The sequence below is a fragment of the Metabacillus rhizolycopersici genome, assembly GCF_020075705.1.
On record NZ_JAIQUM010000065.1, the window covers coordinates 1 to 16,702 of the forward strand.

Consider the following 16,702-nt stretch of genomic DNA (forward strand, 5'->3'; position numbering starts at 1 on the left):
CTGAGCCAGGATCAAACTCTCCAATAAAGTAGTTTGACTTGCTCATAAGTTTTGTACTATATAGTACGTTTTTGTTAATCGAAATTAACGTTGGCACGCTTGGTTTTGTTTAGTTTTCAAAGATCATTTCATCGTCGTCTCTCAGAAGCGACTTTATTAATATATCACTTTATTCTTTAAGTGTCAACATCTTTTTTATATCTTTCAAAACTTTAAGATGTCTTTTTTGTTTCGCCTTAGTAGCGAGAAATACCAATATACCATGGGTGAAAATTGATTTCAAGTGCTTTCAATAAAAAAATTTACTTTTTATTAAAACTTCTTTTAGACATGCTAGTTAATCCCTAGATTATTCTATCAGAAATTCGTAAGACTTTCTGTAAACTTTCATTATGTTGAGAAGTTTATTCATAATAGAAGGATTGTTGGCATTAAATAATAGTAATAGGTTTAAAATCACGGGGTAAAATGAAGGAATCTATCATAAGAACTTATGCTACTTTCATTGTTTCCTTTTTTATATGGTTATAAGGAAGCTTTAAGAATTAACGAAGATAGGGAGGTTGTTCAAGGCTGGGAATTAATCATATACATTCCATCAGGTTTTATATTTACTTACTTTGCAAGTATATTTTATCAACAAACATGAAGTTACAAGTGCCAGGCGACCTCAGTGACTGGCACTTGTAACTTTATACTCATTTTTTAAAAGAAAATCTTGACCACATAGAGAATCATTACATTTTGAACCTTAAAAAGTCACTCAGTTGTACCACTCAATCCAGTACGTACGGTATGCCTAAGTATCTTTTTGATCCGTCATGTTTTGGTATGGGAACTTTTTTAACTGGTTGAGGTTGGTAAGTTCCATCCTTTAGTTTTCTTTTAAGTCGTTGATAGGATTTTAAGTTGATAGACTGTAACCCCATCCCTACCAGGAGCTCGCTTGATGGGAAAATGAACAAAAAAGTCAATTATGCAAACTAACTTTGTTAGGATAATACAATCAAGACAGGCACCTATTTCAATCAAATTTTCCTTCAAGATTCTTATTGATTACTTATTTTATCGAACACTTATCCAGCACGCTTTTTGAACGCTTTTCCAATACGTCCATTGATCAATTTTCTGTAACGATAAAAAACAAATAGCGCACACACTAAACCAATGACAGACAGAATTGCATCGAAAATGAAGATAATTGAAATGTTTCCAGTTTTGGACATTAGACCTGTTACAAGTGGCATGACGACAGAAGCAAGTCCCCCCGCTGTAGCTAGAATCCCTGTCACGGTTCCTTTCTTTCTCCAGAAAAGTTCAGTGATTGTTGCAATTGCTAATTGAAAAATACCTGCTGTTGAAAAACCGACAAAAAATGAGGCAACCGATACGATTTCAGGTAATCTAACAGTTAAAATTATCAAAATCGAAATAAATGTAATGATTGGATAAATCACAAGAACTGTGACCGGTCGTAAGAATTTTTTCAATAAGACAGCCAACGTTAAAACAGACAGAATCATCCCGGCACTGTAATAGCTGAGCAGTTTAATCGAATTGACCTCTGTCATCCCTAGCACTTGCTGACCAAAAGACGGTAGCCAAATTTGAGCCACAGTAAATAGCCCAGTGGAAGTAAAGCCGATCACGACAAGGGCAAACCCTTCTTTTTTAAAATTCGGCTCCGAGAGAAACTTGGTGCTTCCAGCGTCCTGCGCCCCTTCCGACGTCTGTACTGTTCGGTGATTTGGAAAAGTAACTGTAAATAAAAATAGAAAATTGAGAAAATAGAGAGCAGCTGGAATAAAAAAAGCATAGCCGTAAAACATATTCTGATTTGCAATAAACAAAATCAGAATTGGCAAAAGTCCTGTGCCTGCTGCCATAAAAGCTTTTACCATGACACTAGCGGATCCGATCGACTTTGGGAAAATCTCCACCAAACCTGGATACGTCCCCGCATCGAGTGCTGAATTAGCAACTCCCGCCACTAGCGCAAGCGCAAATGCAACTTGATAGCTTGGCGACAACGGAATCCCCGCCAGGAAAATAGCCAATCCTAAAGCTCCGAAGATAACGAGCGGCTTTCTGCCGAATTTATCCGATAAACGACCCAATAATGCATAGGTAAGTAACTTCCCAATTCCGATCGCAGCAATAATATAACTAATCCCGGCACTGTCCGTACTCCACTGAGTCGTTAACGAAGTCATATTTGAAATGAGTATAATGTTCACCATACCGAGTAAAAAATAATTCAAATACATACCTGCTCCTGTCTTCATGTACATTTCCCAACAACCTCCATCCACCGGCATTTACCTTTTAAGAGACCGGTTATTTTATATTAAAATTTATAGAAATATTGGAATCTAATGAAGAACTGGTCGTTTATGTGGTCCAATACCTTAACTATCTGCGAAAATCAGTTTTGTCACAATCACCTTTTGAACATTCGAAAAAAAAACAGTTACTCATTATAGCTCTTTAGCCGTCTATCATTTTTTAAACAGACTCTTTTGTTAATAGGTCGATCTAATAAAATGCTAGAGCACGAAGCAAAATTCCTAAAGAATAGTAACACAAAAAGATATATAGTACTTTCAATCAGTACGCACTCATTATTTAACAAGTAGAACCTATCTATGTCACCTCCTTTAACTTCTAGAATATAGTTAGCGCTTTCAAAATAAAAAACTATGGAACAACCTTTATATTGGATCGACTTTTTTTAGATCGATCTAATAATATATTACATTTAGTACTTATTATTAATTAAATTGATCATTAGCTTTATTAGCATTTTTTCAATTTAATAATATTTCACTAAACGTATTATTATTCCATACTAAGGAATTTACAATTTGATTTCACATTAACTTTCCAGAATATTAAATATATTTAGAAGGGACTTTTGTAGGTTTTACTTTATTACCTGCTCTTTCATAAAGGATGTTTAGGCCGCAGTTAAACAACAATTATTATTTTTTCATTATCTATTTAAGTTTACTGTTTTTTAATAAAGAAAGTATAAAAATCGGACGGAGTACTTTCTACGAAGCAAAAACCGACCGATTTTCGCTATTTTAACTTGATTCTTATAATTTTTTTTATTAACCTTCCAATAATAAAGACTCTGGATCTTCCAACAACTCTTTTACCATTGCTAAAAAGCTGACTGCTTCTTTTCCATCCACAATTCGGTGATCATAAGATAAAGCAATATACATCATTGGACGATTCTCTATTCGTTCACTATCAATTGCTACTGGCCTTGTTTGAATCTTATGCATCCCAAGAATCCCTACTTGTGGACTATTTAATATAGGTGTTGACATTAATGAGCCAAATACTCCCCCATTAGTAATTGTAAATGTTCCACCTTGTAGATCTTTTAATGCCAGAGCATTGTCACGTGCTTTTTTTCCAAGATTACTAATGTCATTTTCAATTTCAGCAAAACTTTTCAGGTTCGCATCACGTACAACTGGAACAACTAAGCCTTCTGGCGCTGCAACAGCAATTCCAATATCATAAAATTTCTTTACAACTAATTCATCTCCTTGAATTTCAGCATTCAGTAGCGGAAATTGCCTTAAAGCTGCCACGACTGCTTTTGTAAAGAATGACATGAAGCCGAGACGAACATTATATTTTTCAAAAAACATATCTTTCCTTTTTTTACGCAAGTCCATCACAGCGGTCATGTCGACTTCATTAAAGGTAGTTAACATCGCAGCTGTTTGTGTTACTTCTACTAGGCGTTTCGCTATTGTTTGACGACGACGCGTCATTTTTACACGCTCTACTGGTTTATCGAACTGCATTTCGTTTTGAGTAGGTACAGGCTTTTGACTCGTCTTTTCTACTTTTTGTTCTGTTATTGTCGCTGCCGTCTCTGTGTGTGCTTTAATATCATGTGGCCTAATTCGGCCAAGTGGATCGCTACTATTCACTTGAGTTAAATCGATCCCTAACTCTCTTGCCATTTTCCTTGCAGCTGGCGAGGCAATTGGACGTTCTACCTTTGATTGTTCTGGTTCTGCTTTAACAATTGATTTTTCCGCACTTTCTTCTATAGGTTTAGTAGAACTTTCTTTCACCGCTTCTATTCCTTCTGTCATCTTATCTTCTAATATCGCAATAACCTCTCCTACTTCTACGGTATCGCCTGGTTCTTTTAAAATCTTCGTTAATACGCCTGAGAATTCAGTGTTAACTTCCAAGTTTACTTTATCAGTTTCAAGTTCGATTACACTTTCCCCCTGACTCACTGTATCACCAACATTGATAAGCCAGTGTAAAATTGTTCCTTCAGAAATGGATTCAGCAAGCTCTGGTACTTTAAGTTCAATCATTTTTTCGTATCCTCCCGATTTTGTTACTTCAAATTTTTATATTTCACGCTTTCATAAACGTTAGCTTTTTATCAATATTTTTTCTTGTTTCGAGCTTTCCATATTAATCTTCAATGTTTGATTGATAATTCTTTCCTGCTCTTTTTTATGAATAGTTGGATCCCCGCCTGCAGTGCTTGAACGTTTTGGTCTTCCGATATAGTTAACTGTTAATCTACTACCCGCAAGTTCGTAAAGAATAGGGGATACATAGTGCCAAGCTCCCATATTTTTCGGTTCTTCTTGTACCCACACCAATTCCTCTAAGTTTGGATAATGCTGAAGAATAGCTTCTACCTTTTCTTTCGGAAATGGATATAATTGTTCGATTCGAATGATATGCAATTCTTCTAAGGTTTGATTTTCCTGTTTGGACTCGACTTCTTGAGCCAAATCGATCGCCATTTTACCGGTTGTTAGTACCAACCGTTTTACTTTCTCTCTCTCATGGCCTAGATGTGGCTGTTCCAATACGGTTTGGAAATGCCCTTCACTAAGTTCTGTTCCAAATGAAGTCGTTAATGAATGTCGTAATAGACCTTTCGGTGTCATGAGTACTAATGGTCTAACATATTCTGTTCCAAGTATTGCGGCTTGACGACGCAATATATGGAAATATTGTGAAGCACTTGTTACATTCGCAACCGTCCAGTTATTTTCAGCAGAAAGTTGTAAAAACCGTTCAGGACGAGCGCTTGAGTGCTCTGGACCTTGTCCCTCGTATCCATGAGGTAGCAATAGAACAAGCCCTGATTTTTGTCCCCACTTCGCTCTTCCTGATGAAACAAATTGATCAAAGAGTGTTTGGGCTGTATTTGCAAAATCACCATATTGTGCTTCCCACATCACCAATGTTTCGGAAGCGAATACATTATAGCCATATTCAAACCCTACAACAGCCGCTTCTGATAGCGGGCTATTATGAATAGCAAAAGAAGCAGCTTCTCCTGGTAGACGATGTAATGGTGAATAAGTCTCATTCGTTTCCATATCATGTAGCACAATATGTCGCTGAGCAAAAGTTCCACGTTCAGAATCCTGCCCCGTTAAACGTATAGGTGTGCCTTCTTTTAATATTGATGTAATAGCCAATGCTTCTGCTAATGCCCAGTCAACTTTGCCATCATCCTTCAAGGCATTTTTACGGCGTTCTAAGATTCGTTTTAATTTTGGCTGTATTTGAAAGCCCTTAGGCCAGTTAAGCAATGCGTCGTTCAATTCGTTCAGTGTTTCTATTGGTAAGCTAGTCTTTGTACTCGGAATTCCCCTGGCTATTACTACTGGGACTTCATCATCTGCCACATCATCCTTACTCTTATTTAAAACTATGTCAGACTCAGCCGAAATTTTTTCGTGAACATCACGCTTAATTTGCTCCACTTCTTCCCTACTAAGGATGTTATTCGTTTGCAAACGATCAGCATATAATTCTCTTACAGTTCGATGCTTCATGATTTCCTTATATACTTGGGGTTGCGTAACCGTTGGATCATCCATTTCATTGTGTCCGAAACGACGATAACCGACTAAATCTATTAAAAAACTCTTATTGAACCTCATGCGATATTGATACGCTAAACGAACAGCTGCAAGACATGCCTCTGGATCATCTGCATTGACATGTACGACAGGGATCTCAAATCCTTTTGCAAGGTTACTTGCATACTTAGTAGAACGGGAATCTTTACTATCTGTCGTAAAGCCCACCATATTATTTGCGATAATATGGATCGTTCCTCCCGTTTGATACCCCTTTAATTCCCCTAAATTTAAGGTTTCAGTGACAATCCCTTGTCCTGGAAATGCGGCATCACCATGAATAGAGACCGCGAATGACTTTGATACATCTTGTTTAGGATAACCTGTTTTCTCACGATTTTCCTGAGTTGCTCTTGCAAATCCTTCAACCACAGGATTCACAAATTCAAGGTGACTTGGATTATTAGCCAGTGTAACTCGCGTACAAACAGTATCGGACTCTTCGATCAATCGTTCTTTACCGAGATGATACTTCACATCCCCGGTCCACCCTTCTCGTATTTCCGGCAAGTCATTTAATGAATGCTGCTGTCTTGTTGTAGAATACTTAAATTCAGAGAAAATTTGGTGATAAGGTTTCTCCATTACATGTGCTAATACACTTAAACGTCCTCGGTGAGCCATTCCAATCACAATATCGCGAGTGCCATCTTCGGAACCATTACGTATCAATTCATCAAGCATAGGAACAAGCATATCAACACCCTCAATTGAAAAACGCTTTTGACCCACATATGTTTTATGTAAATATTGTTCAAAGCTTTCAACTTCTGTTAATCGCTTCAATAGATGAACTCTTTCTTCTTTTGAATATGGGTAATCGAGGATACCTTTCTCTACTACTTCAAATAACCATTCACGTTCTTCACTTTGACTTACATGATTAAATTCATAAGCTAAAGAGCCTGTGTACCTTTCGTTTAACTGGTTCATCGCGTCCCATGCAGTTCGAACTTCTTTAGGTGTATTTTCCCATACCACTCCCGAGGGAACCGCTTTCAAAGTATCGCTATCTAATCCATAGCTTTCAAGATTTATTCCTGGATGAGATTCTACTGTTTTATCTAAAGGGTTAATATTAGCGGATAAATGTCCAGATGAACGGATATCCTCTAGTAATTTTGCAACTTTTAATACTTTCTTCGTATTAGTTTGATCAATTGACTCGGTTCCATCGTTACTTAAAGATGAAGTCGTCTGAGTCGATGAAGGAGAACCCCATTTTTGAAACATATCTTCCATTTCTGAATCAACTGAACCTTCATTACGTACATAACGATCATATTGTTCAATGACATACCCAAGATTTGGTCCATGTAAATTTCCCCATGGATGCGAATTAACTTTTTTATGATTCGTCATTCAACTAGCCCCCTCAGAATTGTTGAATAGTATTTAAATTTTAATAGTTTATTTTAAATCAAATAGGACTACTGGTTAGCCCGATTTTATGTTATCAGAATCTTCAGCTAAAATCAATTTCTAAAATGAAAGTTTTTTCGTTTTTTTAATCATTACACTAAAATCAGTGCCTCTTCATGCCTAATTTCCTGCATGATTTCTTTTAGATAATTGCTTTCAAAAAAGAAATGCCTTGACGTTTCAGATTTTTCTAAATATAATTTTTATTAACCGGACTAACCACTAGTCCACTTTAATAAGAATTCTTGAGGAGGTGTTCTCATGAGTGATCAAATGTTCCTTGGCGTACGAAATGAAAGACTGTACGAGAAGATAGTCGTTCAAATTAGACAGCTAATTGAAGACGGAAAGTTACAACCAGGTGATCGTTTACCAGGTGAGCGTACTTTGGCCCAAATGTTAGGATGCAGTCGTACTTCATTACGTGAAGCCTCTCGAGTACTAGAATCAGAAGGATTAATCGTATCTAAGCCTGGTGGTGGAAGATTTATTCAGCAAGTCGATCAAAATATGAAACTGGAGTATCGATTTAATACAGTAGATATGATTGAAAAGACGGCTGTCATTTATTTCTTAGAAGCAAGGGAAACTCTTGAACCTAAAATTGCTGAATTAGCAGCACAAAGAGCTACTGCTGAAAATATAGAAAAAATGGAGCAAGTTTTGTTGAAAATGGAAGAACAGCTCAAACATCCAGAGGAAATGGTAGAAGCTGATAGCAGCTTTCATCTCGCTTTAGCTGAAGCAACTCAAAACTTTGTCTTTGTTTCCATGATGGAAGCTAATTTGAATATGAATCGCCAAGTTCGAAAACAAACATTGAATTCCAAAGAGCGCTATTCACAATCTTTAGCTGAACATAGAGCAATTTTAGACGCAGTAAAAGAGCGCGATGTTAAAAAAGCAATCGAAACTACACATATCCATTTACTTCACCTTCGAAAAAGTGTATTAGGAAGTAACTAAATAGAAATTCAAAACGCAGGGGTAGTCTATAGGCGTGAATAGCACTTCTAGAATAGAAAGTATTCTATACCTTCTATTCTAGAGGTGTTAGACACTAACATATAAATTATTCAAGCCTTATTTGAAAACGCTAACTATTTTCGGAATATTATGTTTTTTATAAAAAATAAATGAATTCAGGAGTGATAATGTTGTCTAAACAAAATTTCGGACCATTAACAGGTGTTCAAATATTGGATATTTCTACTATGATTGCTGCTCCCTTTGGTGCAACTTTGTTGGCCGATTTAGGTGCAGAAGTAACAAAGATAGAATTACCAGGAAAAGGGGATACCCTTCGAACCGTAGGGCCTTGGAAAGGGACAGAGCCTTTAAGATGGCCTGGATTAGCTCGTAATAAGAAATCTATTACGTTAGATATCCGCTCAGAAGAAGGAAAGGAAATCTTTAAAAAGTTAATCGGCAAAGTCGATGTTCTAATTGAGAATTTTCGTCCAGGTACATTAGAAAAATGGAATTTAGGCTATGAAGAATTAAAAAAAGTAAACCCAAAATTGATTATGGTTCGTATTTCCGGCTATGGACAAACCGGACCATATCGAGAAAAAGCTGGTTTTGGGACTCCTGCAACAGCATTTAGTGGCCATACTGCCATTCAAGGCTTTACAGATCGACCGCCAGTCAGTCCTTCGTATTCATTACTAGACTACATTACAGGTGTCTATGCAGCATTTGCTACTGTAAGTGCCCTCTATAATCGTGAAGCAAACGCTGAGCCGGAAGGACAAGTTGTAGAGATGGGGCTTTATGAATCTCTTTTCCGTATGCTGGAGTTTTTAGTTGCTGAGTACGATCAAAATGGAAAAGTGAGAGAAAGAAGTCCTGGCCTAGCAGGACATTCAAGTCCAGCTGGTACATATGAAACAAAGGATGGAAAGTTTGTTGTGCTTGTTTGTAGTACAGATTCTACCTTTAACCGTCTGGCAGAGGCAATGGAAAGAACAGATATGTTATCTGATCCTCTTTATTATACAAATTCGGAAAGGCTAAAAAACGATTCTGCTGTCCAAGAAATTGTTTCTTCATGGATTCTCCTTCATACACAAAAGGAGTTGCAAGAAAAATTGGACTCATTTGGTGTTCCAGTAAGTCCAATTTATACAATAGAGGATATTTTTAACGACCCGCAATATCAAGCAAGGGAAAATATTGTAGAAGTTGAGCATCCTCGCTTAGGAAAAATTAAAGTGCCTGGAGTTGTACCAAAATTCTCTCATACTCCAGGAGCGATCAGACATCGCGCTCCTGAATTAGGAGAGCATAACGAGGAAATTTTAGGCGGTCTTGGTTTCTCTTCAGAAGAGCTTGCAGCATTAAAAGACAAGGGGGTTATTTAAATGAGTAGATTAGTAGAAATGGCTTTACCACAAAAAGCAACAATTTGCGAAGTAGCACCTCGTGATGGTTTCCAGGCTGAACCAGCTTGGATTCCCACAGAGGAAAAGATTAGAATCGTTCGAGAGCTAGCGAAGACTGGGATACAATCTATGGAAATTACCTCCTTCGTTCACCCAAGAGCAATTCCACAATTGAAGGATGCCGAAGAGGTAGTTAGAAGTATTCAAGATTTAACAAATATTAAATTCCGTGCATTAGTCCCTAATGTGAAAGGGGCACAGCGGGCGATTGATGCAGGGATAACAAAGCTAAAACTGATGCTATCTGCCACAGATTCTCATAGTCTTTCTAATGCAAACTGTCTTGTTGAAGAAGCTCAAAATGGCTTCTCTCCTATTATTGAATTAGCTGAAAAACATGGCGTAAAAGTTGGCGGTTCAATCTCTGTTGCATTCGGATGCCCTTATGAAGGAAAAGTCCCATTAGAACGAATTGCTACAATTGTTGATCGTTATACAACCATGGGAATTGAGGAAGTATCGTTAGCAGATACAACTGGTATGGCAAATCCTAAACAAGTGTTTGAGATGCTAGGACAATTGAAAGCTAGCTTCCCACAAATGACCTTTTCTATGCATTTACACAACACGAGAGGAATGGCCCTTTCAAATGCTGTAGCCGCTCTTCAGCAAGGAATTACCCATTTTGATAGTTCAATTGCAGGACTAGGCGGTTGCCCTTATGCCCCTGGTGCATCTGGTAATATCGCCACTGAAGACCTTGTTCACGCCTTTGCTGAAATGGGAATCGAAACAGGTATTAATCTCAATACTCTTATCGATGTCGCAAAAGATGTAAAACAATCAATTGGACATGACGGTGGCAGTTATATGCTTCAAGCAGGTCCATGCTCACAGTTACATGCAAAACCGAAAAATCAAGAAAAGATCGAACAGTAGAAATCAGAATAGCAGATTTCTATGTTACGAAAATGACCAGCACATAAAGAAAAGTCGATTAAAAATCGACTTTTCTTTATGTATATACAATTCTATTTAACCGCTCTACAAAATCTATCTAATTTTACTCAAAAATGACTTATGAGCAAGATCTCCAATAAAATTTTGCTCCTTTGGTTACACCGCAGGATTTAATTTCTTTGCTCCATCCTTTCGAATCGGAACAATCGGTTTCGCGTGATTTGCTGCAAACAAATCATACCTTACCGCATAGGTGATCGTATCGAGTTTCCACTCTGTCACCCAGTCTGAGCCAGACAATATCGATGTTTTTTTGGCGATATTGATCGCACTGTTTAGATCACGAACGATGGTATAGCCACAGGAAACACAAGTAAAGGAGCGAATCGCTGGTTCTTTTTTCTCTTTATGCCCACAAACCGCACATTCTTTGGTCGTATTCTTTTCATCTACTACAACACATTGTTTCCCGCGCTTCACCGCTACCCATTTCAAGATGTTTCTAAACTGACCTATGTGTTCTTGATTTAACATACTTCGTTTCATCTTTTTAGATGTAGCGGTTTCATTTGTCGGTGTATAATCCCCAATGAATACCACATCATATTGATCAAACAGCCAATGAGACATGCTGTATAACGAGACTTTGATCTGTTCTCGTCTTGTGTTATACGCTTGATTTAAGGTTCGATTATATCGACTCCATCTTCTGCTAGGCTGCCAATAGGCAGTTCCATATTCCGTGGTATGTTGAATGGATTTTCGGGTACAGCGATCTCGCTTGCTTTTGATTTGATCTATTTTTTGATCCCAATACTTGGTCTGAAATAATGTACTCATTTCATAAGAAATCCCCTGATCGTCAACGGCTACAAAGAAATTTTTGTGATTCGGATCTAGACTGACCCATTTGGTTCCCTTTGGGAATACAGGGTAGGCTATATTCGATTTCTTCTTCGTCTTGTTTTCCTTTTTTGGATTCCTTTTGGCGATCGAATACGTATTCAAAAATTCTCTTTTCATTTTCTTGATGTTTTTTTCGACCTTTTTCACTTCTTTCTCGTGTTCGGTCCTTCTTTCGATCGTGAAAATCCCATAAAAACGATTTCCTTGTTGTTTACACATCCGAAAAGTCTTGATTTCTTCATTTTGTTTGACAGAAAAGGGCTCTTTTAAAGAACCGGTTATTCTCATTTGTTCACCCTGTTCATTTTTTCCGAGTGAGATCTGGATAGTCTTTGAATCAACTAATTTAAATCCTTTATTCGGTTCATCAAAATAAAGAGAAAACCACTTTTCTTTCCAACTTCTAAATTTTGGATATCCAGTTTGTTGATGAAAAAGGCGATCATAGGCATCCTTTAAACGCAAAGCAGTGTTTTTTAGTGGAGAAGAATGGACAGCCCGAAGGAAGGGATACTCTTTTTTCATACTGGTTGCATAATCACGCAAATTCCGGCCCTCTAGTAATTTCAAAGGGGAACCGTTTTGATAATCCTCTCTTGTCGCTTGAACCAATTGATTATAAAGCCAGTTACAGATTTTACTTTGACCATCTAATGAGAAAGAATCTTCTTTCGTCAATAGAATTTCGATCTTACGGTTGAATACGATACTCATTTTAATCACCTCCTTATCTGCATTGTACCAAACAAACGTTCTGTTATCAACTTTTAATAAACTAAATATTCAAAACAAAAAACTACCTAAGGTCAAATAGATTTAGGTAGTTTTAAATAATTTTGATTAAACTGTTTTAACACCCCTTGCTTAAAACCCTAATTTAAATATCCATTACTCCCCATCTCCTACCTATATCAAGACAGAATCATATAGGTAGCTGTCCCCATTGCTACGATTTTCCCCTCTGAATTGAATACCTCAGCCTGTCCAACTGCTAAAGTGCTTCCACGATGAGACAATTTAGCTTTAGCAATCAAATAATCTCCTTTAGCAGGACGATAGTAATTTACCTTCAACTCAACTGTAGTAGAAGCTTGCTCTTCTAATAGAGTTGACCGTACAGCAGAGCCTACAGCTCCATCAATAAGAGCAGCAAGAACTCCTCCATGAGCTGATCCCCTTCTTTGGTGTAAATCAGGTGTTAGATCAATCCTTACCTCAGCGTACCCCTCTTCAATTCGTTGCTCTTTCATCCCAATATAATCCCAAAATGGACTCATTCCTGGTTCCGTTTTCCTCATCGATTATTTCACCTTTCTTCTTATGATTTATTCCAATCCAACATAAAGAAGACTTCCCTTCATCCCCTCTGTCTAATAGTTCGTGTACACTTATCAGACCTTTACGGACAGTCATCTCCCACCTATCTCTTCTTTTTACACCTGAGAAGTCTAAGGTCGAAGCCTTACTGCCCGTGAAAAGTGGAATAAATGTTACTTATCAGAGATTTCAATTCGTTTAATGTCACCCACAACAAAGATATAAGACAATGCTCCCATAAAGGCTACCACACTTACGAACACAAGAGCCCCGTTAAAGGATTGAGTTGCACTTACAATTAAACCAATGACAATTGGTGTAATAATCGCTGCTAAATTTGCTGCAAAGTTAAATACACCACCAGCTAATCCGACTAATTCCTTCGGAGCAATATCAAAAACAAGAGTCTAAGTAATGGCTGACATCCCTTGTGCAAAAAGGGCAACCGACATGATGGATTATTTAGCTTGCCGGCGCATTTATTTGGAGGTCTTGATGTGCCTTCTTTCGTTTATCACGAATATGAACAATGAAAACCAAAGCGAATCCAAATAAAGCGACAAAAGCATTTAATAAAAAGATATAGGCAATATCAAAATTAGAAATGACTGCTAGGACAAGAGGTATCGCAAATTGGGCGATTCCTTCAGCAATCGTGTAAAGACTTGTAAGAAGCCCTTTTCCTCTACTTGAATGTTCTACTAAAAGAGTCAAGCCTAACTGAATAAGTCCACCAGCTGAGAAGAAGCCCAAGAAAAAAGCACCTACACTAGCAACCATCGGTGAAGGGAATGCCCATAAAACAAGAGAAACTAGGGCTGTCATGAAAGTATATGTCAAAATAATAGGGGGCGACTTCACTCCCTTATTTCCTAATAGGAACGTTATAACCACGCAAACGAGTGATCCAATACTTCCATAAGCGACTAACATTCTTCCAGCATTTTCACCCATATGGACAACCTCTGTACCATACTTCGCAATCCATTGTCCCAGTACGGTAAGCAATGTTAGTCCAACAAATCCAAAGGAAATCAAACAAACCTCTTCAATACTATAATGAAATTTCCCTTTCTTTTCATGAACTTTTTCTTCTGTGGCTATTTTTGGTAATGGGATATCCATTGGTGGAAATTTACGAGTACTTATAAAGATCAAATTGAGTGTTAGTACTGCAATAAGTAACGTAAAACTCCATCCATACCAAAATCCCTGCATCATAATAAAGCCAATAATGATAGGAAGCAAGAACTGCCCCCCTTGAATGAAAAATTTAACAATAATATTAGCGGGGCCAGGTTTCTTAGGAAAAGCCTCCATTAAAGCCGGGTAAGAACCTGTATCTAAGAAGGAGTTCGCGATCCCAGCTAAAATGCCGAAGAAATAAGCAATAGATGCAGTAGGACTCCATAAAATTCCGATTGCGAACGCTAAATAGAACAATATTCCTAATATGATCGATGTCTTTCTCCCAAATTTATCTGAAATGATCCCACATAACCATACTGCTATTAATTTACCAATTCCAAAGGAAGAAACAACTGCTGCTGCACCTGCAATACTTGTATCCCATTTTGATGCTAAAACATCAATATTTAGAGCGATAATAATTAACGCCATACCATGAACAAAATAATTTATGTATAGCCCAAAAGCTGTAGATAAATAGTTATTTTTCATAACATTTCTCCTTCTAATTTTGATAAATTTCAATACATGTAAAGTAAAAAACATTGATCATGTCTGATAGATTAAAAGGTATCATTTATTAAAGAAATGTTTTTTAGATGTGAAAAACTATGTGTAGGGACCTCTACCTCTATTTTCCTTAACTAATCTCTCATTAATTATCCAAGTAATTAAACCGCTTTCATTTATTGTGTAAAAACGAAACCATCCAAAAGCAAGGCAATCCAAAAATGCAAAAAAATCCACCTTCTCTGAATTAACAAATCATGTTAAAGTACACATTCCAAGAGGTAGACACAACCATGCTGATGATGACAAGCGAAGACTTTTCTATAAAGTGAGACTTCCATCCCCCACGGATGGTTAGTGAGACTTATCGGACCTTTACGGGCAAGTTATCTCCCACTTACCGCCTTTACTTCTCTCGAATCTTGAAGTGGGAGGTTTACTCCCCTGAAAGTAGCCACTTTCATCATGATTGGTGAAGCTTTGCATCATGATTGGCTGCCCGTTAAGGTGGGATAAAAAGGTATTGTATACGTTGTATCGTTACTATTTAATCGCCGCTATAGCTGCTCTTAGACCAAGTAAATAGCTTTCGACCCCGAATCCACTAATTTGACCTTGGGCAATTTCAGCAAAAACTGAATGATGTCGAAATTCTTCTCTTGCATGAATATTAGACATATGAATTTCAACAATCGGTACCGTAAGAATCGCAAGGGCATCTCGCAAACCATAGCTATAATGAGTCCAGGCACCAGCATTGATAATAACGGCATCCTTATTCTCGAGAAAAGCTTGATGAACCCTTTCACACATTTCGCCTTCATGATTTGTCTGAAAGCTCTCGATTTCAACACCTAGCTCTTTCGCAAGCTCATTTAGTCGCCCGTCAATTTCCTCAAGAGTGATTGTGCCGTATTGCTCAGGATCTCTCTTTCCGAACATGTCATGATTTATTCCGTGCAGCATAAGAATCTTTTTCATATTATTTTCCCCTATCTATAAATAATCTTAGTTTTCCGTCGATCAACGATATGAAGCAAATATATTTATATATTTCAAGTAATGGCTATTTTAAAACCTGAAATATACCAGTAGTACGACTTCTTTGGAATTCAGTAGATAGTAGCTATAACATGGACTAATATCTACTGACATTTTCTTATGCCGTAAAGCTTATGACACTTTTATAATACAAATCTATGTTTCTAAACCACCTGTCTATTTACACTGCCTGCGTTTGCGAGTAAGTTTCGAGGTAGTCCTTTGCAGATTGCAAGCAACGTCGTGCATGTTCCTCATACCCTAATTCCTGCGCCCTTTTGTCATGTGGTAGTTCAATTGAATAAGGAATTTCAGGAATGCGATTCACGATGCTTGCAATATCAATGCCGCCCTCTCCAACATATAAACGTGCCTCGCGTAGGATTTTTGTCATTTCTTCTTTTGAAGCCGGAATTTCAGCGGGTGCATCACAGAGATGGAGATAACGGAACCATTCACGAGGCACTGCATCTAAATCCTCAGCCTTGTCCCCTGCACGATGAAAATGATGGATATCTAGCATAAGACCGGCATTTTCCTGGTTAACTGTGCGAAGAACATCTAGTGTTCCCTTAAGATTAGTGACACTGGCAATCGGTACATACTCTAGTTCTACCGTTAGCCCAAAAGGTTTGGCTAGTTCGCAAAGTTCAGCAAAACGTTCGATGTACAAATTGCGATCGTTCGTCCAGATACTACTAAGAACATGACGCCCACCGAGTTCAGCAGCAACTTCCATTGCTGGCACATATCTTTTCGGATCGACATCATCGCAGATCCGAGCCAGTTCGATATCAAGAAGCTTAACACCCGTTTCATGAAGTGCGGTTTTTGTTTGCCGCATCATTTCCTTGTTTTCGGCTAACGCGTAGTTGGGTTCGCCAGGCAGACCCATGTAAATAGGTCTGATACTGACGAAATCGTATCCAGCTCTCGCGGCGAGATAAGTCATTTCGGGCGGTGTACATCCAAGCACTGTAAGATGGGCAAGTGAAAATTGTTTAGTCATCTCCTTGTCTTCCTCCAATCGTGCTCTAA

At 37.8% G+C, this 16,702-nt stretch carries 11 protein-coding genes and 1 pseudogene; 3 read left to right on the plus strand and 9 right to left on the minus strand.

What is annotated here, in order from left to right:
* Window positions 1–1,076 precede the first annotated feature (1,076 nt).
* The 3 genes from K9V48_RS21230 to K9V48_RS21240 all read right to left on the minus strand — a co-directional run bounded on the left by K9V48_RS21230 (window position 1,077) and on the right by K9V48_RS21240 (window position 7,298).
* The gene (locus K9V48_RS21230) at window positions 1,077–2,291 is read right to left on the minus strand and encodes an MFS transporter (RefSeq protein ID WP_224141144.1); all 1,215 of its coding nucleotides are present in this window, start codon (window positions 2,289–2,291) and stop codon (window positions 1,077–1,079) included.
* Window positions 2,292–3,113: 822 nt separating this feature from the next.
* On the minus strand, window positions 3,114–4,358 hold the full coding sequence (gene odhB, locus K9V48_RS21235; protein ID WP_224141145.1) for a 2-oxoglutarate dehydrogenase complex dihydrolipoyllysine-residue succinyltransferase: 1,245 nt from the start codon (window positions 4,356–4,358) through the stop codon (window positions 3,114–3,116).
* Between the two features lie 60 nt (window positions 4,359–4,418).
* On the minus strand, window positions 4,419–7,298 hold the full coding sequence (locus tag K9V48_RS21240) for a 2-oxoglutarate dehydrogenase E1 component (protein ID WP_263432907.1): 2,880 nt from the start codon (window positions 7,296–7,298) through the stop codon (window positions 4,419–4,421).
* Window positions 7,299–7,619: 321 nt separating this feature from the next.
* On the opposite strand from K9V48_RS21240, the gene K9V48_RS21245 reads away from it, so the two are divergent.
* The 3 genes from K9V48_RS21245 to K9V48_RS21255 all read left to right on the plus strand — a co-directional run bounded on the left by K9V48_RS21245 (window position 7,620) and on the right by K9V48_RS21255 (window position 10,681).
* Window positions 7,620–8,324 (plus strand): FadR/GntR family transcriptional regulator, encoded by a 705-nt coding sequence (locus K9V48_RS21245; RefSeq protein ID WP_224141146.1) that lies wholly within the window; start codon window positions 7,620–7,622, stop codon window positions 8,322–8,324.
* Between the two features lie 188 nt (window positions 8,325–8,512).
* Entirely contained in the window at window positions 8,513–9,721 is a 1,209-nt protein-coding gene (locus K9V48_RS21250; protein ID WP_224141147.1) for a CaiB/BaiF CoA transferase family protein, read from the plus strand.
* Window positions 9,722–10,681, plus strand: a complete 960-nt coding sequence (locus tag K9V48_RS21255; protein ID WP_224141148.1) for a hydroxymethylglutaryl-CoA lyase — start codon at window positions 9,722–9,724, stop codon at window positions 10,679–10,681.
* Between the two features lie 177 nt (window positions 10,682–10,858).
* Here K9V48_RS21255 and K9V48_RS21260 read toward each other — a convergent pair whose 3' ends face one another.
* The 6 genes and pseudogenes from K9V48_RS21260 to K9V48_RS21285 all read right to left on the minus strand — a co-directional run bounded on the left by K9V48_RS21260 (window position 10,859) and on the right by K9V48_RS21285 (window position 16,673).
* Window positions 10,859–12,322: an RNA-guided endonuclease InsQ/TnpB family protein gene (locus K9V48_RS21260; RefSeq protein ID WP_224141149.1), complete on the minus strand. Its 1,464-nt coding sequence runs from the start codon at window positions 12,320–12,322 to the stop codon at window positions 10,859–10,861.
* 197 nt (window positions 12,323–12,519) lie between these two features.
* The gene (locus K9V48_RS21265) at window positions 12,520–12,906 is read right to left on the minus strand and encodes a PaaI family thioesterase (RefSeq protein WP_224141150.1); all 387 of its coding nucleotides are present in this window, start codon (window positions 12,904–12,906) and stop codon (window positions 12,520–12,522) included.
* Window positions 12,907–13,098: 192 nt separating this feature from the next.
* Window positions 13,099–13,383: pseudogene (locus tag K9V48_RS21270) on the minus strand (MFS transporter); the annotation flags it as partial.
* A 4-nt stretch (window positions 13,384–13,387) separates the two neighbouring features.
* A complete protein-coding gene (locus K9V48_RS21275; RefSeq protein WP_224141151.1) occupies window positions 13,388–14,605 on the minus strand; it encodes an MFS transporter in 1,218 nt (405 codons plus the stop codon).
* Between the two features lie 561 nt (window positions 14,606–15,166).
* Window positions 15,167–15,604: a type II 3-dehydroquinate dehydratase gene (gene aroQ, locus K9V48_RS21280; RefSeq protein WP_224141152.1), complete on the minus strand. Its 438-nt coding sequence runs from the start codon at window positions 15,602–15,604 to the stop codon at window positions 15,167–15,169.
* A gap of 241 nt (window positions 15,605–15,845) precedes the next feature.
* The gene (locus K9V48_RS21285; RefSeq protein WP_224141153.1) at window positions 15,846–16,673 is read right to left on the minus strand and encodes a sugar phosphate isomerase/epimerase family protein; all 828 of its coding nucleotides are present in this window, start codon (window positions 16,671–16,673) and stop codon (window positions 15,846–15,848) included.
* Window positions 16,674–16,702 lie beyond the last annotated feature (29 nt).